The sequence below is a fragment of the Ruegeria sp. CDSA141 genome, from assembly GCF_059612005.1.
On the sequence record NZ_JBXWPT010000001.1, the window covers coordinates 459040 to 481944 of the forward strand.

22 protein-coding genes are annotated in these 22905 nt (G+C 58.2%); 7 read left to right on the forward strand and 15 right to left on the reverse strand.

Annotated features, from left to right (window positions below; translation table 11 throughout):
* Positions 1-4 precede the first annotated feature (4 nt).
* The 7 genes from AC2FLP_RS02320 to AC2FLP_RS02350 all read right to left on the reverse strand — a co-directional run bounded on the left by AC2FLP_RS02320 (position 5) and on the right by AC2FLP_RS02350 (position 6314).
* A complete protein-coding gene (locus AC2FLP_RS02320) occupies positions 5-175 on the reverse strand; it encodes a hypothetical protein (protein ID WP_496680997.1) in 171 nt (56 codons plus the stop codon).
* A gap of 226 nt (positions 176-401) precedes the next feature.
* Positions 402-1703 carry a pyruvate dehydrogenase complex dihydrolipoamide acetyltransferase gene (locus AC2FLP_RS02325; protein ID WP_496680995.1) on the reverse strand — a complete coding sequence of 434 codons (1302 nt, stop codon included), beginning with the start codon at positions 1701-1703 and terminating at the stop codon, positions 402-404.
* Positions 1704-1717: 14 nt separating this feature from the next.
* Entirely contained in the window at positions 1718-3094 is a 1377-nt protein-coding gene (locus tag AC2FLP_RS02330; RefSeq protein ID WP_299893996.1) for a pyruvate dehydrogenase complex E1 component subunit beta, read from the reverse strand.
* A 15-nt stretch (positions 3095-3109) separates the two neighbouring features.
* Positions 3110-4099 (reverse strand): pyruvate dehydrogenase (acetyl-transferring) E1 component subunit alpha, encoded by a 990-nt coding sequence (pdhA, locus tag AC2FLP_RS02335; protein ID WP_117868638.1) that lies wholly within the window; start codon positions 4097-4099, stop codon positions 3110-3112.
* Between the two features lie 169 nt (positions 4100-4268).
* On the reverse strand, positions 4269-4568 hold the full coding sequence (locus AC2FLP_RS02340; RefSeq protein WP_162896755.1) for an FtsB family cell division protein: 300 nt from the start codon (positions 4566-4568) through the stop codon (positions 4269-4271).
* 139 nt (positions 4569-4707) lie between these two features.
* Positions 4708-5052: a lysozyme inhibitor LprI family protein gene (locus tag AC2FLP_RS02345; protein WP_496671312.1), complete on the reverse strand. Its 345-nt coding sequence runs from the start codon at positions 5050-5052 to the stop codon at positions 4708-4710.
* A 71-nt stretch (positions 5053-5123) separates the two neighbouring features.
* A complete protein-coding gene (locus tag AC2FLP_RS02350) occupies positions 5124-6314 on the reverse strand; it encodes a phosphoglycerate kinase (RefSeq protein WP_496680990.1) in 1191 nt (396 codons plus the stop codon).
* Between the two features lie 133 nt (positions 6315-6447).
* Between AC2FLP_RS02350 and AC2FLP_RS02355 the strand changes: the two genes are divergently transcribed.
* Both AC2FLP_RS02355 and AC2FLP_RS02360 read left to right on the forward strand, forming a co-directional pair.
* Positions 6448-6954: a peptidylprolyl isomerase gene (locus AC2FLP_RS02355; RefSeq protein ID WP_117868640.1), complete on the forward strand. Its 507-nt coding sequence runs from the start codon at positions 6448-6450 to the stop codon at positions 6952-6954.
* Positions 6947-7495, forward strand: coding sequence for a peptidylprolyl isomerase (locus AC2FLP_RS02360; protein WP_117868641.1), 549 nt, complete (start codon positions 6947-6949; stop codon positions 7493-7495). Before AC2FLP_RS02355 ends, AC2FLP_RS02360 begins: the two co-directional genes overlap by 8 nt.
* Before the next feature lie 62 nt (positions 7496-7557).
* On the opposite strand, the gene aqpZ is transcribed toward AC2FLP_RS02360, so the two are convergent.
* The 6 genes from aqpZ to AC2FLP_RS02390 form a co-directional block, all read right to left on the reverse strand.
* The gene (gene aqpZ / locus AC2FLP_RS02365) at positions 7558-8247 is read right to left on the reverse strand and encodes an aquaporin Z (RefSeq protein WP_117868642.1); all 690 of its coding nucleotides are present in this window, start codon (positions 8245-8247) and stop codon (positions 7558-7560) included.
* 113 nt (positions 8248-8360) lie between these two features.
* Positions 8361-9170, reverse strand: coding sequence for a M90 family metallopeptidase (locus AC2FLP_RS02370; protein WP_496680986.1), 810 nt, complete (start codon positions 9168-9170; stop codon positions 8361-8363).
* Positions 9171-9292: 122 nt separating this feature from the next.
* Positions 9293-9793 (reverse strand): bactofilin family protein, encoded by a 501-nt coding sequence (locus AC2FLP_RS02375; protein WP_117868644.1) that lies wholly within the window; start codon positions 9791-9793, stop codon positions 9293-9295.
* A complete protein-coding gene (locus AC2FLP_RS02380; protein ID WP_496680983.1) occupies positions 9783-11114 on the reverse strand; it encodes a DUF5930 domain-containing protein in 1332 nt (443 codons plus the stop codon). The genes AC2FLP_RS02375 and AC2FLP_RS02380 overlap by 11 nt, the downstream gene beginning before the upstream one ends.
* 174 nt (positions 11115-11288) lie before the next feature.
* Positions 11289-12131 (reverse strand): ferritin-like domain-containing protein, encoded by an 843-nt coding sequence (locus tag AC2FLP_RS02385; RefSeq protein ID WP_496680981.1) that lies wholly within the window; start codon positions 12129-12131, stop codon positions 11289-11291.
* Between the two features lie 60 nt (positions 12132-12191).
* Positions 12192-12653 carry a peroxiredoxin gene (locus AC2FLP_RS02390; protein ID WP_117868647.1) on the reverse strand — a complete coding sequence of 154 codons (462 nt, stop codon included), beginning with the start codon at positions 12651-12653 and terminating at the stop codon, positions 12192-12194.
* A gap of 80 nt (positions 12654-12733) precedes the next feature.
* Here AC2FLP_RS02390 and AC2FLP_RS02395 point away from each other — a divergent pair, with 80 nt between their 5' ends.
* From AC2FLP_RS02395 to AC2FLP_RS02410, 4 genes are all read left to right on the forward strand, one after another.
* On the forward strand, positions 12734-16108 hold the full coding sequence (locus AC2FLP_RS02395; RefSeq protein WP_496680978.1) for a YhdP family protein: 3375 nt from the start codon (positions 12734-12736) through the stop codon (positions 16106-16108).
* A 42-nt stretch (positions 16109-16150) separates the two neighbouring features.
* Positions 16151-17197: a tRNA preQ1(34) S-adenosylmethionine ribosyltransferase-isomerase QueA gene (gene queA, locus AC2FLP_RS02400; RefSeq protein WP_299893961.1), complete on the forward strand. Its 1047-nt coding sequence runs from the start codon at positions 16151-16153 to the stop codon at positions 17195-17197.
* Between the two features lie 111 nt (positions 17198-17308).
* Positions 17309-18580 carry an MFS transporter gene (locus AC2FLP_RS02405; RefSeq protein WP_117868650.1) on the forward strand — a complete coding sequence of 424 codons (1272 nt, stop codon included), beginning with the start codon at positions 17309-17311 and terminating at the stop codon, positions 18578-18580.
* Between the two features lie 109 nt (positions 18581-18689).
* Positions 18690-19265 carry a DUF924 family protein gene (locus tag AC2FLP_RS02410; RefSeq protein WP_496680975.1) on the forward strand — a complete coding sequence of 192 codons (576 nt, stop codon included), beginning with the start codon at positions 18690-18692 and terminating at the stop codon, positions 19263-19265.
* 52 nt (positions 19266-19317) lie between these two features.
* Here AC2FLP_RS02410 and AC2FLP_RS02415 read toward each other — a convergent pair whose 3' ends face one another.
* Positions 19318-19752, reverse strand: a complete 435-nt coding sequence (locus AC2FLP_RS02415; RefSeq protein ID WP_496680973.1) for a hypothetical protein — start codon at positions 19750-19752, stop codon at positions 19318-19320.
* A gap of 213 nt (positions 19753-19965) precedes the next feature.
* Here AC2FLP_RS02415 and lpdA point away from each other — a divergent pair, with 213 nt between their 5' ends.
* Positions 19966-21360: a dihydrolipoyl dehydrogenase gene (gene lpdA / locus AC2FLP_RS02420; RefSeq protein ID WP_299893954.1), complete on the forward strand. Its 1395-nt coding sequence runs from the start codon at positions 19966-19968 to the stop codon at positions 21358-21360.
* Between the two features lie 153 nt (positions 21361-21513).
* On the opposite strand, the gene AC2FLP_RS02425 is transcribed toward lpdA, so the two are convergent.
* Entirely contained in the window at positions 21514-22899 is a 1386-nt protein-coding gene (locus AC2FLP_RS02425; RefSeq protein WP_496680970.1) for a dipeptidase, read from the reverse strand.
* Positions 22900-22905 lie beyond the last annotated feature (6 nt).

A 22905-nucleotide genomic window follows, 5' to 3' on the forward strand; every position in this document is an offset into this window, starting at 1 on the left:
AAATTCAGCGGGAGCGGTTGGCACGTTTGTCCAACCGCTTGCGCCGCTGTTCTTCCCGCTTTTGTTTGCGAAGCTTTTGCTGGCTGTCCTGTGCGGCTTTCTGCTGGGCAATCGCGGCCGGATCGTTCGGCTTGAACTTTGAATGCGCACCCGGATAGCTGTTGGGTTTTGCCATGGCAAATTCAGGTGCCGTGGCTGCCGGAAACGCCAATACAATCAGGCTGAGAATGAGATTTCTTGAGAGTATCGCGCACCTGCCTTCCGTAGGCGTCTAAAGGAAGGAAGTGGGACGTCTTGATACACAGGGCAAACGGCGCCCCGATCACGTAAGTTCAATTCAGTGCCAAGAGATGAGACTGCACTCGCCCCAGGTATCAGGGGCGAGTGCATGTTTCAGGTCCTCAGGCCAGCATGACCATCGGGTTTTCAAGGTTGTCGACAATTGCCTTGAGCAGTTCTGCCCCCAACGCGCCGTCGATAACGCGGTGATCGACGGACATGGTAACGGACATCACAGTTGCCACCGTCAGCTCACCATCATCCCCGACGATCGGCTTTTTCACTCCTGTTCCCACCGCCAGAATACCGGCGTGAGGCGGGTTCACGATGGCGTCGAAATTGTCGATGCCGAACATACCCAGATTCGAGATTGCAAACGTGCCCCCCTGATATTCATGCGGTGCCAGCTTGCGCTCACGGGCACGGGCGGCGAGGTCCTTCATCTCGGTAGAAAGGGCTGACAGAGATTTCATGTCGGCGTCCTGAAGAACCGGGGTGAACAGGCCGCCCTCGATTGCGACCGCAACGGCCACGTCCGATGGCTTCAGTTGCAGCACCCGATCGCCCGCCCAGACTGCGTTGCAGGCCGGAACCTGCTGCAACGCGTTGGCAACGGCCTTGATGATGAAGTCGTTGACGCTCAGTTTCACGCCACGGCCTTCCAATTGCTTGTTCAACTGGCTGCGGAACTTCAGCAGTGCATCCAGCTTGATGTCGCGGCGCAGGTAGAAATGCGGGATGGTCTGTTTGGCCTCGCCCAGACGCGCAGCGATGGTTTTGCGCATACCGTCGAGCTGAATCTCTTCGTACTCGCGGCCCTCATACATCCGCGCGACCATATCCGCGGAGGGTCCAGCGGGAGCAGCTGCAGCAGCCGCTGGCGCTGCGGCCGCAGGAGTTGGTGCCGGTGCAGTTGCAGTTGCCCCTTCGACATCCGCTTTGACGATGCGACCATGCGGGCCAGAGCCTGCGATCTGCGCCAGATCAAGGCCTTTCTGCGCGGCAATCCGGCGGGCCAGAGGGGACGCAAAGATACGACCGCCATCTGCCTTGACCGGGGCGGCCGGGGCAGGGGCAGGCGCCTCGGATACCGCTGGCGCGGCAGCCTCGTTGCCCGCAGCGGCTGCAGGGGCAGCCGCCGGAACAACGGCGGACGAGGTCGAGATATCATCAGCGCTTTCGCCGTCTTCCAAAAGAACCGCAATGGCGGTGTTGACCTTGACCCCTTCGGTGCCCTCGGGGATCAGGATCCTGCCAATGGTGCCTTCATCGACGGCTTCGAACTCCATCGTAGCCTTGTCGGTTTCGATCTCGGCCAGCAGATCGCCGGAGGAGACGGTGTCGCCTTCCTTGACCAGCCATTTTGCAAGCGTGCCTTCCTCCATGGTCGGTGAAAGGGCGGGCATCAGAATTTCGGTGGGCATCTGTCTGTCGCTCCTTACCGGTAGGTCACTTGTTTGACGGCTTCGATCACCTCGTCCGTAGTGATCAGGGCCAGTTTTTCGAGGTTCGCGGCGTAGGGCATCGGAACGTCCTTGCCGGTGCAGTTGATGACCGGCGCGTCGAGATAGTCGAACGCTTCCTGCATCACAACGGATGAGATGTAGCTGCCGACCGAGCCTTGCGGCCAACCTTCTTCAACTGTCACAAGGCGATTGGTTTTCATCACCGAGTTGATTATCGCGCCGGTATCCATCGGGCGGATGGTGCGCAGGTCGATCACCTCGGCGCTGATGCCCTCTTCGGCCAGCCTGTCGGCGGCTTCCAACGCGTATTGCATGCCGATGCCAAAGCTGACGATAGTCACGTCCGAGCCTTCGCGCCAGATACGGGCCTTGCCCAGCGGGATGGTCAGGTCGTCTACCTGTGGCATGTCGAAGGAGCGACCGTAGAGGATTTCATTTTCCAGGAAGATCACCGGGTTTGGGTCGCGGATGGCTGATTTCAGCAATCCTTTGGCGTCTGCCGCCGAATAGGGCATGACGACTTTCAGGCCGGGGATCTGCATGTACCAAGCGGCATAGTCCTGGCTGTGCTGGGCCGCGACGCGTGCGGCGGCACCATTGGGGCCGCGGAACACGATCGGACAACCCATCTGACCACCGGACATATAAAGCGTTTTGGCGGCCGAGTTGATGATCTGGTCGATCGCCTGCATAGCGAAGTTGAACGTCATGAACTCGACGATCGGTTTCAGACCGCCAAAGGCCGATCCTACGGCGATACCGGCGAAACCATGCTCGGTGATCGGCGTATCGATCACGCGCTTGGGCCCGAACTCGTCCAGAAGACCCTGGGAAATCTTGTAGGCGCCCTGATACTCCGCGACTTCTTCGCCCATGAGATAGACGTCTTCGTCGTTGCGCATTTCTTCGGCCATCGCGTCACGCAGCGCTTCGCGAACGGTTTCGGATTTCATCTCGGCATCTGCCGGCCAGTCGGGCGAAAGATCCACCACCGGAGCGGCCGGGGCTGCGGCGACAGGAGCGGGGGCCTCGACCGCCGCAGGGGCGGCTTCTTCGGCCACCGCAGCGGCCGCGGGCGCAGCCGTGGGCAGGGCCGAGGCGTCTTCGCCTTCTTCGACCAGAACCGCAATCGGGGTGTTCACTTTGACCCCTTCGGTGCCTTCGGCGATCAGGATCTTGCCGACGATGCCCTCGTCGACAGCTTCAAATTCCATTGTCGCCTTGTCGGTCTCGATTTCGGCCAGGATATCACCGCTTGATACAATGTCGCCTTCCTTGACCAGCCATTTGGCCAGCGTGCCCTCTTCCATGGTGGGCGAAAGGGCGGGCATGAGAATTTCGGTTGCCATGTCTTTTTCGTCCTCTCAGGCGTAAATATCGGTCCAGAGCTCTTCAACGGCGGGCTCGGGGCTTTCTTTCGAGAATTCGGCAGCTTGATTCACGATCTCTTTGATTTCTTTGTCGATCGCCTTCAGGTCATCCTCGGTCGCGTGTTTGCCAGTCAGCAGCAGCTCGCGCACATGTTCGATCGGGTCGCTTTGTTCGCGGACTTTCTGAACCTCTTCGCGGGTGCGGTACTTGGCCGGGTCAGACATCGAGTGGCCGCGATAGCGGTAGGTCTTAATCTCAAGGATGTAAGGGCCCTTGCCGGCGCGACAGTGGGCAACAGCCTTTTCGCCAGCAGCTTTGACGGCCAGCACATCCATACCGTTGACGATCTCGCCGGGAATGCCGAACGCTTCGCCGCGCACATAGATATCAGGTGACGAGGTCGAACGCGCCTGCGCTGTGCCCATGGCGTATTGGTTGTTCTCGATCACGAAAACCACGGGAAGATCCCACAGGGCGGCCATATTGAAGGTCTCATAGACCTGACCCTGGTTTGCGGCACCGTCGCCGAAATAGGTAAAGGTCACGCCGCCGGTTTCCTTGTACTTGTCAGCGAAGGCCAGACCGGCACCCAGCGGAACCTGCGCGCCAACGATGCCATGGCCACCATAGAAATGCTTCTCTTTCGAGAACATGTGCATCGAACCACCCTTGCCCTTGGACAGGCCGCCTTCGCGCCCGGTCAGTTCGGCCATCACGCCGCCCGGGTCCATGCCACAGGCCAGCATATGGCCGTGGTCACGATAAGAGGTGATCCGCTTGTCGCCGTCCTGAGCTGCCGCTTCGAGCCCAACAACAACCGCCTCTTGTCCGATGTAAAGGTGGCAGAACCCGCCGATCAGACCCATGCCGTAAAGCTGGCCCGCCTTTTCCTCGAATCGACGGATCAGAAGCATCTCGCGGTAGTATGTCTTGAGTTCTTCCGCAGAAACATTTGGTTTCTTTGTGGTTTTTCGCGCAGCCATAGTGGCGATCTCCCCCTTTCGGCAAGATAGTTTAGCGTTAAACTATCTCATAAAGCATTTGGGGCTTTCTGGCGAGGGGAAATGTGACGCAGCGTCCGCGCGGGCGCGGCTGAGCTGAAATGCAAAGCGGTGCAACGATGTACCGAAGAATTACAGCGACCAAAAAGGATCAGCGGATTACGATTTCATCTGCCCGGATCATACCAAGAACCGAACGCGCCTGCTGATCGAGCAGGTCGAGATCCAGATAGGTATCAGACAGGCGCCGGGTCAGATTTTCCAATTCGGCGATTTGGGCATTAAGCTTTTCCAGGTCGTGTGACAGGGCGTCCCGTTCCCCAGCAATTTCGACCCGCCGAAACAGGCCATAGTCACCTTGCACGGCGGCGAAGGTGAAATACACACCAAGCATGAAAGCCACCGAGAAGAAGACGATTGAGCCCAGACCGGGCCGATGGGAACGGGACACTCTGTTTACCGCCGTATGAAAACTTGCCTCAAAAATGTGCCCTTTGCGGACATCTGAACACACTATGTCACAGGTGATTCGGGTTGTGAATCCCCTGATTCGATTTTTCATCAGTAATTTATGCCTGCTCTGGTGCAGGTCAGCGCCACGCTTGCAGCGCCTGGTTTCGTGCCTCGGTCTGCTCTTTCATGCAGGACCAGTAGAACATCGGGGCAGCACTGCCGCCTCCCGACAGTTCTTTGTCGCAGGTTGCGTCTCGGGCTTTCAGCCAGGCGCGTTGTTCGGTCAGAAGAGCATCACCTTCGCCGCGTGCAGCGGCTGCGGGTTTGATCTGTGCCCACAGCCGGTTGAGTTCGCGATCAGCGATTTCCCATTGTTCTTTGGCGCAGAAATTGGCGTCAAGTTGGGTCTGACCGCCGCAACTGGATTGAGCTGCGGCAGAGCAGGGCAGGATGGTAAGGACAAGAAGGTAAATTGGCTTCACGGTGAAATCCCCCGTTCAAAAAGGGATAATACCATGAACCCTATCAGGCGATCAAAAGCGGTAAGTGACGCCTATTGATCCAGCGCCGCGACACCGGGCAGCGCCTTGCCTTCCATCCATTCCAGGAATGCACCACCTGCGGTCGAGATGTAGGTGAAGTCCTTGGCTGCACCCGAAGCATTCAGGGCCGCAACCGTGTCTCCACCCCCGGCGACCGAGATGAGCTGGCCCGAACGGCTAAGCGCGGCCGCCTTCAAGGCGGCGGCATTGGTGGCGGCGTCAAACGGTTCCAGTTCGAACGCACCCAGCGGACCGTTCCAGATCAGGGTTTTGCTTTTGTCAAAAATCCCTGTGATCGCGGCGACACTTTCGGGGCCCGCATCCAGGATCATGCCGTCCTCTGGGCATTGATCTGCGGGCAGGACCTGATGAGGGGCGTTGGCCTCAAACTTTTCGGCCACCACAACATCGCGTGGGAGAACGATCTGACAACCAGAGCTTTCGGCTTTGGCGAGGATTTCGGCGGCGGTGTCTTTCATCGCAGTCTCGGCCAGTGATTTACCAACACTTATGCCCTGTGCGACGAGGAATGTATTGGCCATGCCGCCGCCGATCACCAGATAATCGACCTTGTCGATCAGGTTGCCCAGCAATTCCAGCTTGGTCGAGACCTTGGCTCCGCCCACAACCGCTGTTACCGGGCGTTCGGGCGCGCCCAACGCGTTTTCCAGAGCTTGCAACTCGGCCTGCATCAAACGACCGGCGCAGGCGGGCAGAAGGCGCGCGATGGCCTCGGTCGAGCTGTGGGCCCGGTGCGCCGCTGAAAACGCGTCGTTGCAGTACACGTCACCCAGCTTGGCCATGCCTGCGGCCAGATCGGCGTCGTTCTTGGTCTCTGCAGCGTGAAAACGCGTGTTCTCGAGCAACAGTACCTGACCGGGCTGCAACGCCTCTGCTGCCAGTTCGGCCTCGGTTCCAACACAGTCGGCGGCAAACAGGACTTTGGCGCCAAAAGCGCTTTCGAGGGTGGGGACCAGTTGCTTGAGCGACAGGTTTTCGCGTCGCTCCCCACCGGGGCGACCGAAATGGGCCAGAAGGATCGGTTTGCCGCCTGCGGCCAGAATGTCGCGCACAGTGGGCACGATTCTCTGAATACGAGTGGCGTCGGTAACTACGCCATCCACGACCGGAACATTGATATCCACACGTACCAGAACGCGTTTGCCGTTCAGGTCCATATCGTCCAGCGTTTTCCAGCCCATCGCGCAATCCTCGTCATTTGCAAATGATTTAGGCGGTTCTTTTCCTGCATTTTGCCCTCAGGTCAATGCGTCACTTGGCATTCGTACGCGTGCATCATAGGTATTTGCGCAAGATAAACGACAGGAGGGCCTCATGGCCGAGATCAAGGATCCCGAAAACACAATCATCATCGAGCTGAAAGACGGCAATGTCGTCATCGAGCTGCTGCCGGATGTGGCGCCTTTGCACAGCGCGCGGATGAAAGAACTGGCCCGCGACGGACAGTACGACAACGTAGCCTTCCACCGTGTGATCGACGGTTTCATGGCGCAAACCGGCGACGTGCAGCATGGCGATATGGAAGACGGTTTCAACCTGCGTATGGCTGGGACCGGCGGTTCGTCGCTGGCGAACGTTCCGGCAGAGTTTTCCAAGCTGCCCCATGATCGCGGCACTTTGGGCGCGGCGCGGTCGCAGAACCCGGATTCGGCCAACTCGCAGTTCTTCATCAACTTCAAGGACAACCACTTCCTGAACGGCCAGTACACTGTTTATGGCCGTGTCATCGACGGAATGGAGCATGTGGACGCCATCGTACGAGGCGAGCCGCCGGCGAGCCCTGACCGCATGATCAGCGTCAAGGTGGCGGCTGATGTATAAGTTCGCCGCCGCTTTTGCCTTGCTGGCCAGCCCTGCGCTGGCCACGGGTCTTGAGGTCGAGATCGAAGGTGAGGGAGCCAATGGCACTGTCACCATCGACCTGTTCGATGATATTGCTCCGAAACATGTTGAGCAGATCGCTGCTCTGGCCAATGAAGGCAAGTACGATGGCGTGGTGTTTCACCGCGTGATTGACGGCTTCATGGCGCAGACCGGCGACGTGGAACATGGCCGCCTGGGTGGTGACATGCGCCGCGCCGGAACCGGTGGTTCCGACCGTGCAGACCTTCCGGCAGAGTTTTCGGATTTCGAATTCGACCGGGGCGTGGTTGGCATGGCGCGGGCGCAAGACCCCAATAGCGCCAACTCACAGTTCTTTATCATGTTCGAACCGGGCCCGTTCCTGAACGGCAAGTACACGGTTGTTGGTCAGGTGACTGACGGCATGGACGTAGTCGACGCGATCAAACGCGGTGAGGGCCAGAACGGCGCCATTATCGGCCAGCCGGACGTGATGAAAAAAGTCACCGTTACCGAGTGAACGTGAAAAGCCCGGCGCTCCTCAAAACGCCGGGCTTTTTTATATGGTTGATTGCAAGAGAATCAATCGTCCGGTGACATTGCTTTCCAGATAAGCGCTCCGATCGCGCCGCCGATCAGCGGGGCCACCCAGAACAGCCACAGCTGCGACAGGGCAGGGCCGTCGGCAAACAGGGCGACGCCTGTGGACCGGGCCGGGTTGACCGAAGTGTTGGTGACCGGAATTGATACAAGGTGGATCAGGGTCAATCCCAGACCAATCGCGATGGGGGCGAAACCCGCCGGTGCCTTGTCCGAGGTCGCGCCCAGAATGATCAGGATGAAGAAAGCGGTCATCACGATTTCGATCACCAGAGCGGACATCAGGGAATACCCCCCGGGTGAGGCCTCACCATATCCGTTTGACGCAAATCCTCCGACGCCAGAGAACTCGGGCGCACCGCTGACAATCAGATACAGAACCACTGCGGCAGCGATGGCTCCGATGACCTGAGCGATCCAATACGGCAGCAGATCCTTGGCCGGAAACCGCCCGCCAATCATCAAGCCCAGGCTGACCGCCGGATTGAAGTGTCCGCCCGAGATATGGCCAACCGTGTAGGCCATTGTCAGAACCGTCAGGCCGAAGGCGAAGGACACGCCAAGCCACCCTATTCCGACATCCGCGACGCCCGCTGCCAATACGGCACTGCCGCAACCTCCGAGAACCAGCCAGAAGGTGCCGAAGAACTCGGCCAGTAGTTTTGATGACATGAAATTTCCTCCACAATGCAATGCGCTTAAGTGTAATTCATAAATTAACTTTTGTTAAATTGTGTCGAACGGGGAATTTCCCGGATACCCTCTCACCTTGGGTCGGAAAGCCATTAGGTCCATTGAGCAGGATCCAGGCGGAACAGCTTTGACAGTTGTTTGTAAACGCCCGGGTCCGAGTTGCGCAGCGCCTTGGGGCGCTCAAAGAACACTTCAACCGAAACGGCAAAAAACTCCTCGTGCCCTTCCGCGCCATAGGGGTCGATTATAGTTGGCTGCCTGGATTCAACGGCGCGCACATGCGCATCATAGGCTGTTAGGAACGCGGACTCCCATTCTGAAAAACTCTGGTTGTTGCTGAGAACAGGCACCCCGTTGGCCGACCCGGTCAGATCGTCGATCTGGTGGGCAAATTCGTGAAAGACAACATTTTGCCCGTCATGATCATTCATGGCGCCGCGCCGGCTGTGGGCCCAGGACAGGATCACCGGGCCGCGGTTCCAGCTTTCCCCGGTGCGCACGATTTCCTTCTCGGTGACGACATAACCGCTGTGCCGGCTCTGCCTGGATTTGAAAACGCTGGGATAGATCAGGATGGTGGTCAGGTTGTCATACCAGAGGTCGGTATTCACAACCAGCAGACAGGCTTGCGCGGCGATGGACACTTGCATGTCTTCGGTAACGTCCAGACCGTCGCACCCGGTGAATTCAACCTGATCAAGGAACAAGTTGATCTTGCCTTCCAGCTTTGCGCGCAGGCTCTGCGGCAGCCTTCGCAAGATCGGGACCTGAGCGTCAACAAGGTGCCGTTGACTGTCCGTCAACGGCGCGGCCAACAGGGCGTGACGCGCCTGTCGTTTGGACCAAAAGTAAAAGGTCAGACCTGCCGCGATCACTGCAACAAGTGTCAGGAAAATCAACATGACCCGACCCTAACGTGATCCCGACGGGATCAAAACAAGTTTCCCGGACAAGGGCTGCGGCCCCAAAAAAGAGACGCCGCTGGTCTCCCTGCGGCGTCTCCGGTCTGACCTGAGAGGTCGAATTATTGTTTGACGTCCGCCGCCGGGTTCGATCCGGCTTTGGCGCTGCGACCCGGGTTCAGCGGATCGTCCTGGCGCTGTACCGACCCTTCGAAATGCGCACCGCTTTCGATGGCGATGGTCTTGTGGATGATGTCGCCTTCAACGCGTGCGGTCGACGTCAGGCGCACCTTGAGGCCACGCACGCGACCAACGATGCGGCCGTTGATCACAACGTCGTCTGCGGTGACTTCACCCTTGATCGTCGCCGATTCACCAATGGTCAGCAGGTGGGCGCGGATGTCGCCTTCAACCGTGCCTTCCACCTGAATGTCACCAGAGGTCTTGATGTTGCCGGTGATGTGCAGATCCGAAGACAGAACCGATGCTGGCGGCTTGGGCTTGGGCGCTGTCGCAGGTTTCGACTCGGTCGGTGCAGGGGCCGCTGGGGTCGCCGGAGCGGCGGGTTTGGCCGCCTCAGGTGCCTTGGATGCGGGTTCGTTGATTTTGCTTTTAGAAAACATTTCTCGCAGCCTTGATGTAAGTCATTGGGTTTACAGGTTTTCCGTTCACGCGCACTTCATAGTGCAGATGCGTGCCGGTCGACCGTCCGGTGCTACCCATATCAGCAATATGATCCCCGCGCGAGACCCTTTGACCAACCTTCACATTGATCTTGGTGTTATGAGCGTAAAGTGTCTCAATTCCGAATGCGTGCTTGATTTTCACAAGCCGCCCGAAGCCGGATTGCCAGCCTGCGTGGGTAACGACGCCGTCCGCGGTCGCAAAGATATCCGTGCCTTGCGGCCCTGCGAAATCGACACCGTTGTGCATCCGGCGACCACCGGATTTAGGATCGCGCCGGTTACCGTAGCCACTGGTGAAACGCACGGCCGAATGTACAGGATTGGCAAAGGGGGCTTTTTCCGCCACAAGACGATACAGGTTCAGCTGATCCATCTGTTTCAGCAATGTGTTCGCGCGGGCTTCCTCGGCGGACAATTCGTCCACCTCACCACGCGTGCTAAGGGATAAAGGGGTCAGCGGACCGCCCATACCGCTATATCCGCGCCGGACCTCTTCGATGATGCGGTCTGTTGGCATTCCCGCTTGACGGAACATCTTGTCCAGCGGCTCGACCGATATCACCATGGCTTCTTCCAGCTGACGGAAAATCTCGTCGCTGCGTTCCTGCATAAGGCGGATTTCCAGCTCCAGATCGTCCCGCTGACCCAGTGCGTCACGGGCGTCTGCAGTGATCTTGTCGCGTTCCTCGGCCGTGCGTGCCAGAGCGTCCGTCATGAACGCCATCTGCACCGGGGCGCTGGAGGCTGCAACGTACATGTCAGCGTTGCTGGTTTCCTGCTTCAATGCAGCCAGTTCTGCCCGTGCATCTTCCCGCTGTTTCATGGTCGTGCGCAGCGTGGTCTGGATGACTTCGATCCCCGTCTCAAGTTCGCGACGTCGGTTTTCCGATGCCAGCAGTTCGGACTGCATGGCGGAAATCTGCTCCAGCGCGGCGTTGAATCGATCCTGGGCGGCAAGGGCTTCCTGCGCACGCGCGTCACGTTCAGCGGACAGGATATTCAAACGTTCCTGATAGGTGGCCTGGTCGCGTTTCGCCTGTTCCCGGAAGTTACCCGATCCGATGCTGTCCATCAGCAGAATGGCAGTTGCCACCGCGGTCCAGCCGACCATGACGGCAACACCGGCCACCGCGACCACCTGCGTTTCCGAACTTAGACGGATAAAGCGTGTATCTTTGTCAGATTTCAGAAAGACCCGGCGTTCCGGGAAGTACCGTTCAAGTACCGAGTGTATTTTTATTGCCAGACGTGTTCGCACGCGTCCTACCTCTCATCCCCAAGATCGGGACCGGTCGTGAGTGCCTGCCGCCCCTTGGGCCGATTGCATAAAGGGCAGGCAGCGTTCGGGCAAGTTTGTTGACACGCCAGTGGCCAACAGCGCAGAAATCCCCCCAAAGATCGGCGGGAAATTGCCGATATCAGTGTTCAAGCGTCAGTTTGTGATTTCGCCGGGCGCGGGCAGGTCTTCGGTCAGCGGCCAGTAAAAGTCGGGTGGCAGTCCGGCCTCTGCACGCTTTTCCTCGTTGAAGGGCGGTTTCAGGACGCCGTGGAAATACCGGCGAACCAGAGTGTGAAACACATCCTTCGGGTCGGCATTTTCCCGGCCGCACAGGGACTCGAACCACTTGGACCCATAGGCGACATGGCCGACTTCTTCGGCATAGATCACTTCAAGCGCTGCAATGGCCTGCTCGGCCCTGGCTTTGCGAAATATCTCGATCATGCCGGGGGTGACGTCCAGACCGCGCGCTTCGAGCACCATGGGGACAACCGCCAGCCGCCCCATCAGGTCGTCTGCGGTGTCCTCGGCCGCTCGCCACATTCCTGCATGGGCAGGCAGGGCGCCGTAGTAGCTTCCCATCTGTTCAAGGCAATCACAGACCATCTCGAAATGGCGCGATTCTTCCTCGGCGCATTTTACCCAATCATCATAAAACCCGATCGGCATCGACACATGGCCAAAGCGGGCGATGATGTCCCAATGCAGATCGACGGCGTTCAGTTCGATATGCGCCACGGCATGCAACAGGGCGATGCGTCCCGCTTCGGTGCCCGGCTTTCGCTTTGGTACTTCGCGCGGAGACAGGAGTTCGGGCTGGTCCGGGCGCGCGGGTTGCAGCGGCGGTGACGCGGTACCGATCTCGATCGGGCGGGCGTCGCCTATGCGCGACGCAAACCACGCGGCGGCGTGCTGTTTGGACAGGGTGGTCTTTTCCCGACCATCGGCCGTTTCAAGAACCTCGGTCGCCATCTGAGTCAGCGATTTGGACACCATGTTTCTCCGCCTGGTTATTTCTGTGGCTCTTAAACCGGATGGCGACCGCGGTCGAGAGCGTTACAGCGCGCGCACCGCTTCCAGCACCTCATCCACGTGGCCGGGAACTTTGACCTTGCGCCAAACGCGGGCAATCTTGCCTTCGGGGTCGATGATAAACGTCGAACGTTCAATCCCCATCGACTTGCGCCCGTACATGTTCTTTTCGACCCACACCCCGTAGTCTTCACAGACGGTCGAGTTCTCATCCGACAACAGCGGTGTTGTCAGCCCATGCTTGGCGACGAATTTGTCATGTTTGGCGACGCTGTCACGGGAGATGCCGAAAACTTGAGCGCCCGCATCCGCAAAGGCCTGAAGTTGTTCCGAGAAACCGATGGATTCCTTGGTGCAGCCCGGCGTATCATCGCGGGGGTAGAAGAACAGAACCACGGTGCCACCGCGCAACGCCGAAAGCGTCACCTCGCCGCCGCCGTCGCGCGGCAAAGTGAAGTCAGGGGCGATGTCTGAAACGTCGGGCATTGGAAACTCCGTTAAAGGTTTTAAAAGGCTGCCTGATATCATAGGGCAACACGTGCGGGTTGGAAGGCGTGGATAGCAATTTGAAGCAGCACGAAGACGACGATGGAGCAAAGCGGGAAAAACCCGCGCGCCGTCGGTCTCGCCGCCGGGCCGCCGGACTATGGGCCATGCGCGGCACTTTCATGCTGGTGCTGTTGGCGTTGTTCACTGGTTTCATGCTTGTCGGACAAAGAATGCACGCACCTGTCTGGCTGCGGGACAGGGTCGAGGCGCGGCTTGAAAAGGCCTTGGGCGGGCTGCAAATCCGGTTTGGTGACGTCAGTTTCATCATTCACGAGGGTTGGCGACCGCGTCTGCGTCTGACCGATGTGTTCATCAGCGATGCGGCTGGTCAGCAAATTGCGCAGGTGTCCGACATGCGCGCCAGTCTGGCCATGCGCCCTTTGTTGCGGGGGCACGTCCGCCCGAAAAGAATAATTCTGAGCGGTGCGCAAATCGCCGTGACCCGGAACAAGGACGGGGCACTGAGTCTTACGGTCGGATCCGGCAGCGCACCCGTGCAGGAAGCCCCGAACCTAGCACAGCTTATCGAAGCCTCGGATCAGGTCTTCCTGTCTCCGGCCCTGTCTGCACTGACGTCTGTCGAGCTTGATGCGATCACACTGGATTATCTAGATCTGCGGCAAGGGCGGTCCTGGATTCTGGACGGTGGACATATTCAGGCCAACCGGAGCGGCAGCGAGGTGCGTTTGGCGACCGGGTTCTCGGTTTTGGCAGGGCGTGACTATGTCAGTGCAATCGAGGCCAATTATTCAAGCGTCCTGGGGACGCCTGCGGCACAATTCGGGATATCGGTCACTGACTTGCCGGCCGAGGATATCGCGGGCCAAACACCCGCCCTTGCCTGGTTGCAGGTTCTGCGGGCCCCGATTTCGGGTGCCTTACGGGGTGGAGTCGATGAAAAAGGAGCTATCGGTACCGTATACGCAACTCTGAATCTGGGGGCGGGGGCCGTTCAGCCAAACCCCGAAACACGCCCGGTCCCCTTCGAATCTGCCCGCACGTATTTCACTTATGACCCTAAAGGGCAGATGCTGGACTTCAACGAAGTTTCAGTTGTCTCGGCCTGGGGCGAGGTGCAGGCTGACGGGAAGGCGATTTTGGAAGGTGCTGAAGATGGCGTGCTGGACAGCCTGTCTGCGCAGTTGCAGTTGTCCGGTATCAATGTGAACCCTGCAAACCTGTTCCCACAGCCTATTCAGCTTTCGCGGGCCAGCCTGGATTTCAAGATGGCGATCAACCCGTTCCAATTGCGGCTCGGTCAGATGACCATCGAAGATCCGGGCCATACGGTGCGTGCCTTTGGTGTCCTGAACGGGCGACCGGATGGCTGGGCGGTCGAGCTGGACGCACATCTGGACCAAATGACGTCGGACAAGGTTCTCGGATACTGGCCCGAGCGTCTGGCGCCGAAACCGCGAGAATGGGTGACCAAAAACCTGTACGAAGGGGTTCTGTCGGATATGGATTTTGCCCTGCGCCTTTTGCCCGGTTCGAAACCGGATCTCTATCTGGACTTCGGATTTGAAGAGGCGAAGATCCGGTTTGTCAAAACGCTGCCTCCGATCGAACAGGCGCAGGGTCAGGCCAGCCTGATCAACCGTAGGTTCACGGTCACTGCGCAGCAGGGTGTAGTGATTGCGGATGACGGCGGTGCGGTGGATGCAACGGGAACGTCCTTCATCATTCCCGACACGGATATCAAGAAATCTGCGCCCGCGATTGCGCGCATCCGGGCCAGTAGCAGTGTGACGGCCGCGTTATCCTTGCTGGACCGGCCTCCGCTCGAATTGCTTAGCAAGGCGGGGTTGCCCGTTGATGTGGCGAAGGGAACGGTGTCGTTGGCAGGAACTCTGTCCTTGCCCTTGAAAAAAGATCTCAAGTTCGAGGACACCGAGTTCCATTTCGATGGCAGGCTGGCCAATCTGTTCAGTGACAGGTTGGTGCCTGACTTTACCGTCAGCGCTGATCTGCTGGATCTTTCGGGTGATCAGTCCGGCGTTCAGATTCAGGGGCTGGGGCAGTTTGGGGACGTACCGCTGACGGCGCTCTGGCGGCAGCCGATAGATGGCAAGTCCGCAAAGCGAAGTACCCTGACGGGTCAGATCGAGCTGTCGCCGCGATTGATGGATGAGATCGGTGCGGGTTTACCTCCGGGCATGCTGACCGGAAAAGGGATTGCGGACATCATCTTGGGGCTTGGTGCCGGACCTCCTCCGAAACTGTCCGTTTCATCTGATTTGCAAGGCGTGGGGCTGGCCATACCCGAGCTTGGTTGGCGAAAGGGAACTAATTCGACAGGATCTCTGACAGCCGAAGCGTCTTTGGGATCGCAACTGAAAGTGGACAGCCTGCGCATAGATGCGGCGGGTTTGCGTACTTCTGCCTCGATTACGTTTCGTGAGAATGGCGAATATGATCGGGTTCGCTTCAGCTCTTTTGACCTGGGCGACTGGCTGGCGGTCCCGGCAGAGCTGATCGGACGCGGGGGCGCCATGCCGGATATCCGTGTTCTTGGCGGCGTACTTGATATGGGCCGCGCGAATTTCGGCGAAAGTGGCGGATCAGGCGGCGGGGGCGGCGCCGGGCCGAAACTGGACGTGTCGCTGGATCGCCTTCAGGTGACGGACACCGTCGCACTGACCGGGTTCCAGGGCGCATTTCAGACGACCGGCGGAATACAAGGGAACTTCAACGCGCGGGTCAATGGCGGCGCGCCGGTCAGAGGGCAGGTCAGCCCCAGAGGGAAACGAAGTGCTGTTGACCTGACGTCGCAAGATGCGGGTGCCGTGCTACGATCGGCCGGGGTTCTGACACAGGCACGGGGCGGAGAAATGGACCTCAAGCTTGAGCCTGTGGCCGCACCCGGCAGCTATGACGTGATATTGAAAATCACCAATACGCGGATCACCGACGCTCCGGCCATGGCAGCCTTGCTGAATGCCATCAGCCTTGTGGGACTATTGGACGAAATGGCCGGGCAGGGCATCTTTTTTGCAGCAATCGACAGCAGGATGCGGATCACGCCGACGGATATCAAGGTGCTCAGCGGCAGTGCCGTCGGGCCATCCATGGGCCTGTCTTTTGACGGTACCATCGATACGGTGAACGGAATGCTGAACCTGCGCGGTGCAATTTCGCCAATATACCTCCTCAACGCAGTTGGCAGCGTGTTCACGCGCAAGGGCGAGGGCGTCTTTGGCTTCAACTACACACTGACCGGTCCGCTTGCTTCGCCCAAAGTGTCGGTAAATCCTTTGTCCGGTCTTGCTCCTCTGTTCCTACGCGACCTGTTGCGTGCCCCGGCACCGCAAGTTCAGGATGGCCCGAACGCAGTGCCGCAGAAACCTGATGAACCAAAACCCACGTTTGGATCATCCCCAAGTGACCGCTGACAGGATATGGCCGAATCTGATGCAGGGTTGTAAGGCGCGGGCATGAAACTCAGCGATTTTGATTTCCACCTGCCCGAAGACCTGATCGCCACGCGGCCTGCCAGCCCGCGGTCCTCTGCGCGCCTGTTGGTAGCGCAAGGGAACGCGACGACCGACAGCCATGTGATCGATTTGCCTGAATATCTGCAGCCGGGCGACCGGCTGGTGTTGAATGACACCCGTGTCATCCCGGCGCGGCTGAACGGTCGGCGCCATCGCGACAGCGCGCAAGGGCCGGTTTCCGCCGGGATCGAGGCAACCTTGCTGGACCCGCAGGCCGACGGCACGTGGTCTGCGTTGATCAAGCCGCTCAAAAAAGTGAAGCTTGGGGAAGAGATTGTCTTCTCAGATGATCTCAGCGCCACACTGGACAGGGTTGCTGACGGCCAGGCGTATCTGCGCTTCAATCTCAGCGGCGAGGATTTCGACGCGGCGCTGGATCAGGCCGGAGCAATGCCTCTGCCGCCCTACATCGCAGCCAAACGCCCGGCTGATGAACGGGACAAAACGGACTATCAGACTATCTGGGCAAACCGTTCCGGCGCCGTGGCCGCCCCGACCGCATCGTTGCATTTCGATGATGCGCTGATGAAGGCGTTGGCCGAGCGAGGTGTAAGCTTCACGCATGTGACGCTTCATGTGGGGGCAGGAACTTTTCTTCCGGTTAAGGTTGAGGATGTCACAACCCATAAGATGCATGCTGAATGGGGACAGGTAAGCCCGGAGGCCGCGGCACAGATACGGGCAACCAAGGCGGCTGGCGGGCGTGTGATCCCGGTGGGGACAACAGCTTTGCGCCTGATCGAAAGTGCGGCAAGGTCAGGAAAGATTGAACCCTGGGAAGGCGACACGGATATCTTCATTTATCCCGGTTTCGAATTCCATGTCACAGACGCATTGATGACCAATTTTCATTTGCCGAAGTCCACTTTACTTATGCTGGTTTCGGCATTGATGGGGCAGGACCGGATGCGCGATGTCTACACGCATGCCATAGCCCGGAAATATCGGTTCTTTTCTTATGGCGACGCGTCGCTTTTGATCCCCTGAAGGGCGCGTATACAGCATCACGGATCGGGAATGTCGTAGACAAGCGCGACGTAGGCGGTCTTTGATCGCAGAACGACACTAAAATCAGGTTGGCATTAGTCGGAGGCCCCAATGATTCAGGTCCTTTCCAGCGCATGGGCGTTGTTGCTCGGCATGGGGTTGCTGATGGTCGGAAACGGCCTGCAGGGCACTATCCTGGGCGTTCGGGGTGAGATCGAAGGCTTTTCGACCCTTGAGATGTCATTTGTCATGTCGGCTTATTTTCTGGGTTTTCTGGGCGGTTCACGCCTCGCACCCGAGATGATCCGGCGCGTCGGCCATGTTCGGGTCTTTGCGGCCCTTGCGTCGTTCATTTCGGCCGTGATGATCATGTATCCGATGCTGACAGACCCGATCGCGTGGGCCCTTGGCCGAGTGGTGATCGGGTTCTGTTTTTCGGGCGTCTACGTCACCGCGGAAAGCTGGCTCAATAACGCGGCAAGTAATGAGAACCGCGGGCAGGCGCTGTCGCTCTATATGATTGTCCAGATGACGGGTATCATCAGTGCGCAGGCGCTTGTTCTGGTCGGCGACCCCGCTGGATACGAAACCTTTGTAATCGCCTCGATTCTGGTTTCGGTGTCTTTCGCACCTATTTTGTTGTCAATCTCGCCAACACCAGCCTTTGATACCACAAAACCGATGACCCTGAAGAAACTGCTGGAAACCTCGCCTCTGGGCTGTGTGGGCATGTTTCTGCTGGGGGGCGTGTTTTCGGCGCAGTTCGGTATGGCGGCGGTTTTCGGCGCTCGGGCCGGGCTGTCGCTGGTAGAAATTTCGACCTTCGTTGCGGCGTTTTATATCGGAGCAGTTGTTCTGCAATATCCGTTGGGCTGGTTCTCTGATCGCATGGATCGACGCTTTCTGATCCTTCTTGTGGCGCTCGCCGGTGCCGGCGGCGCAACTATCGCAATGATGATGGGTGGATCGTTTCCAATTCTGCTTGCCTCGGCTTTCCTGATCGGCGGCACCTCCAACCCGCTCTACTCATTGCTGATCGCGCATGCGAATGACTTTCTTGAATACGAGGATATGGCGGCAGCATCTGGCGGACTGGTGTTTATCAACGGTCTGGGAGCGATTGCCGGGCCGCTGATAACCGGTTGGTTGATGGGTGATGCCATTTTCGGGCCGTCGGGCTTTTTTCTCTTTATTGCGGCACTGTTACTCGCAATGGCACTCTACGCACTTTATCGAACGACACAGCGTGCTTCGATCCCTGTGGACGAAACCGGCACAATGTCGACGCTGTATCCAACATCCTCGCCAGTTGCGCTTGAAGTGGCACAGGAGGTTGCGATCGAAGCCGCCGAGGCCGAGCAGGCTGAGCAGGAAGATGCCTAGGACACAGGATTATGTCGCAAGTGTTGCAATATGTTACTGTAACAGTTCTGTAAAACGGCCTTAAATGACGTTACGTCCCAAATGCGGGCACAAGACGGAGTTTAAGGCAATGGTAACGCCTGAAGAAGTATTGAGTTTTTGGTTAGATGAGGTGGGTCCAAAGGGCTGGTATATTGAGGATGAAGCGTTGGATTCAAATATCCGCGCACGTTTTCAATCAACATGGGAGGCTGCGGCCGAGGGCAAGTTTTCGCTCTGGCTGACCTATCCCAGCGGGTCACTGGCTTACATTATTCTGACGGACCAGTTTTCACGCAACATGTTCCGGGGGCAGGCGCGTGCTTTCGCGACGGACCGAGCGGCTTTGGCCGCAGCAAAATGCGCTGTCGACAGGGACTGGGACAAGAAAATCGACGAACCGGCCCGGCAGTTCTTTTACTTGCCAATGATGCATTCGGAAAACCTGTGCGATCAGGAACGCTGCGTGCGTCTGATCTGCGAAAACATGAGCGGCGATACAAGCAATCTGCTTCATGCCCGAGCGCATCGTGAAGTGATCCGCAAGTTCGGTCGTTTTCCTTATCGGAACGAAGCACTGTCGCGCAATTCGACCCCTCACGAAGAGGCTTATGTCGACATGGGTGGCTACGGTTCTACTGTGCGTGAGCTGCAAGCGACAGCCTGAGATCGCCGAGACAGATTATGGAACCGCGCGACAACCGATAGAGCAGGGGCCCTTAGGACTCCGGCTTACACCCCTTGAGCGCCAGGACGCGCTCGGATGCGATGTCTGCTCCGGTCTGTATGGTCTGAGCGATCAGAACCTCTGGCGTGTCTGCAAGTTCAGTGAACCGCTCCTGCGTAGATTGCAGCTTTTGTTCAACAGCGTTTAGGCGGCGCAATGTTGCCTGGATGTTTTGCGCGGTTTGACTGTCCGTAACCTGGTGTTCCCTCATCAGCGTCGTCAAATCACCGCGCAACGCGGAAAGTTCGCCCCGAATGCCCTTCGCATCATCCCGAATAGGGGCAAGAACTTGTACGGTCTCTGAGAACTCTGCCGAGACGCTTTCGACTTTCGATGCCAGCTTCCAGCCCAAAAACAGGCACAGCGCCACAAGTATCAAAGTTGCGTTTAGCAGAGCAAGCGCCAGATCTTTTAGTGTTTTGGCCATGGTAAACTCCTTGATTTCAATGTGTTCACAAATGTCCGAACGGCGTCGGCGTTTCTGTTCTAGCCATAGCTTTGGCCGGGGTATAGGCTGAAATCCGCATATTCCGGTATGGTTTACCCTGCGTCGCATTTGTCGCGGGAACGCTTGTTGATGCGTTTCTGAAAATAGTTTAATGGTAAACTAAATTTTCATCACCTGCGCCGAGAGGAACACATGGCTGCACAATCCTATGATCTGATCGTAATCGGGGCTGGCCCCGGTGGCTATGTCGCCGCCATCCGTGCGGCCCAGCTTGGTCTGAAAACCGTCGTGGTCGAGCGCGAGCACCTTGGTGGCATCTGTCTGAACTGGGGGTGCATTCCCACCAAGGCATTGCTGCGGTCCTCCGAAGTGTTCCATCTGATGGAACGCGCCAAGGATTTCGGATTGAAAGCCGACAAGATCGGTTACGATCTGGACGCGGTCGTCAAAAGATCCCGTGGCGTTGCCGGGCAGCTTTCGGGCGGCATCGGCCATCTGCTGAAGAAGAACAAGGTCGCCGTGGTGATGGGTGAGGCGACGATCCCCGCAAAAGGCAGGGTCAGTGTCAAGACCGACAAGGGCACCGAAGAACTGACGGCCAAGAACATCGTTCTCGCAACCGGCGCACGGGCCCGCGAACTGCCCGGTCTCGAGGCTGACGGCGATCTGGTGTGGACCTACAAGCACGCGCTGCAACCGCCCCGGATGCCCAAGAAATTGCTGGTCATCGGCTCGGGCGCGATCGGCATCGAGTTTGCGAGCTTCTACAACACGTTGGGGGCTGACACGACTGTGGTCGAAGTAATGGACCGCGTGTTGCCTGTGGAAGATGCGGAAATCAGTGCATTGGCCAAGAAAGCCTTCACCAAACAGGGCATGACCATCATGGAAAAGGCCATGGTCAAGCAGCTGGATCGTGGCAAAGGCAAGGTGACCGCTCATATCGAGGTCAAGGGCAAGGTTGAGAAGCACGAGTTCGACACGGTGATCTCGGCTGTCGGTATCGTCGGCAACGTCGAGAACCTTGGTCTGGAAGCTCTGGGCGTAAAGATCGACCGCACGCATGTGGTGACGGATGAGTATTGCCGCACCGGTGTCGATGGTCTTTATGCGATCGGCGACATCGCTGGCGCGCCCTGGCTTGCACATAAAGCCAGTCACGAAGGCGTCATGGTCGCCGATCTGATCGCGGGCCAGCATGCACACCCGGTCAAACCCGAAAGCATCGCGGGATGTACCTATTGCCAGCCTCAGGTGGCCTCGGTCGGATATACCGAAGCAAAAGCCAAAGAGCTGGGATATGACATCAAAGTTGGTCGTTTCCCCTTCATCGGCAATGGCAAGGCCATTGCTCTGGGCGAACCGGAAGGCCTGATCAAAACCGTGTTCGATGCCAAAACAGGTGAACTTCTGGGGGCGCATATGATCGGTGCCGAGGTTACCGAACTGATTCAGGGGTATGTGGTTGGGCGGCAGTTGGAAACGACCGAAGAAGACCTGATGAACACGGTCTTCCCGCACCCGACTCTGTCAGAAATGATGCACGAAAGCGTGCTGGATGCGTATGGCCGCGTGATCCATATGTAAGGTCGTGCGCACGTTCCGGTCAGGCAGGGGGCTCTGCCCCCGCCTTGCTGCGCGCGGCTCCCCCGGGATATTTTGGGCCAGATGAAGCAGAGGTCCTTTATTCATCTGGCTGCAAGTATCCCGGAGCGCGAGGCCGAGCCTCGCTGAAAGCCGTTACCTGTTCAAAGCATCCAGAATTCGGGCCCAGGAACGGATGCCCTTGTGGAAGCTTTTGACGTCATATTTCTCATTCGGTGAATGGATGGCGTCGTCCTCGTTGGCATAGCCGGCCAGCATCGAATCGAGCCCCAGGACAGTGTTGAAGTACCCGACGACTGGGATCGAGCCGCCCATGCCTGTAAACACCGCTTCGCGGTGCCATTCGTCCGACAGTGCTTTGCGGGCGGCTTCGAATTCCGGGCGATCGATATTCATGACCGAAGCGGGCGAACCTTCCAGATCGTTGTCCCAAACAACTTTTGCATCCGGGGACAGGCGGTCCTCGACATGTTTGCGGATCTTGGTGCGTAATGCGTCCGGGTCCATGTCGCCGACCAGACGGCACGTGATTTTACAATGTGCTTCCGAAGGGATTACGGTTTTTGAACCGGCGCCATTGTACCCGCCCCACAGCCCGTTCACTTCAAGTGTCGGGCGCGCCCATTGTTGCTCTAGCGTTGAATAGGCTTTTTCGCCGTGCGGTTGGGTATATCCGACCGAGTTCAGGTAATCCGCTTCGTCGAAGCCGCAGTTTTGCCACTGACGCAGCTGGTCCTGAGGCACTTCATGAACGCCTTCATAGAAACCATCGACCGCGACACGCCCGGTTTCGTCATCATAGAATGAGGCAACGATTTTCGACAGTTCGCGCAGCGGATTCAGGCCCGGGCCACCGTAATGGCCGGAGTGCAGATCGATGCGGGGTCCGATGATGGTGAACTCGTCCTTCAGCATGCCGCGCAGTTGTGAGGCAATCGACGGAACACCTCGCGATAGCATGGATGTATCGCAGACCAGCGCCAGATCCGCTTTGAGTTCGGCCGCGTTGTCTTCGAGGAAGGGGACCAGCGAGGGTGAGCCGGATTCTTCTTCGCCCTCAAAGAAAAAGGTGATGCGGCAGGGCAAGGATCCGTGCACCGCTTTCCATGCGCGGCAGGCTTCGACGAATGTCATCAACTGACCTTTGTCGTCCGACGCCCCGCGCCCGCGGATGACAGGGCCATGCTCGGTGTCTTCGATGGCGGGATCAAACGGATCGCGTGTCCAAAGGTTCAGCGGATCGACGGGTTGCACGTCATAATGGCCGTAAAACAGGATGTGAGGTGCATCCGGGTCCTCTCCCACATGGCCTACGACCATCGGGTGCCCCGCGGTTTCCCGTTTTTCTGCTGCGATTCCGATACTGTTCAGGTCGGCAACCAGCCAGTCGGCTGCACGGCTGACGTCGGCCTTGTAAGCGGGATCGGTCGAGATCGAGGGGATGCGCAGCAGCTCCATCAGGCGGTCGATCGATGTTTGCAGATCTTCGTCAATCCGGTTCAGCACGGTGTCTAGCGACATGGGGAT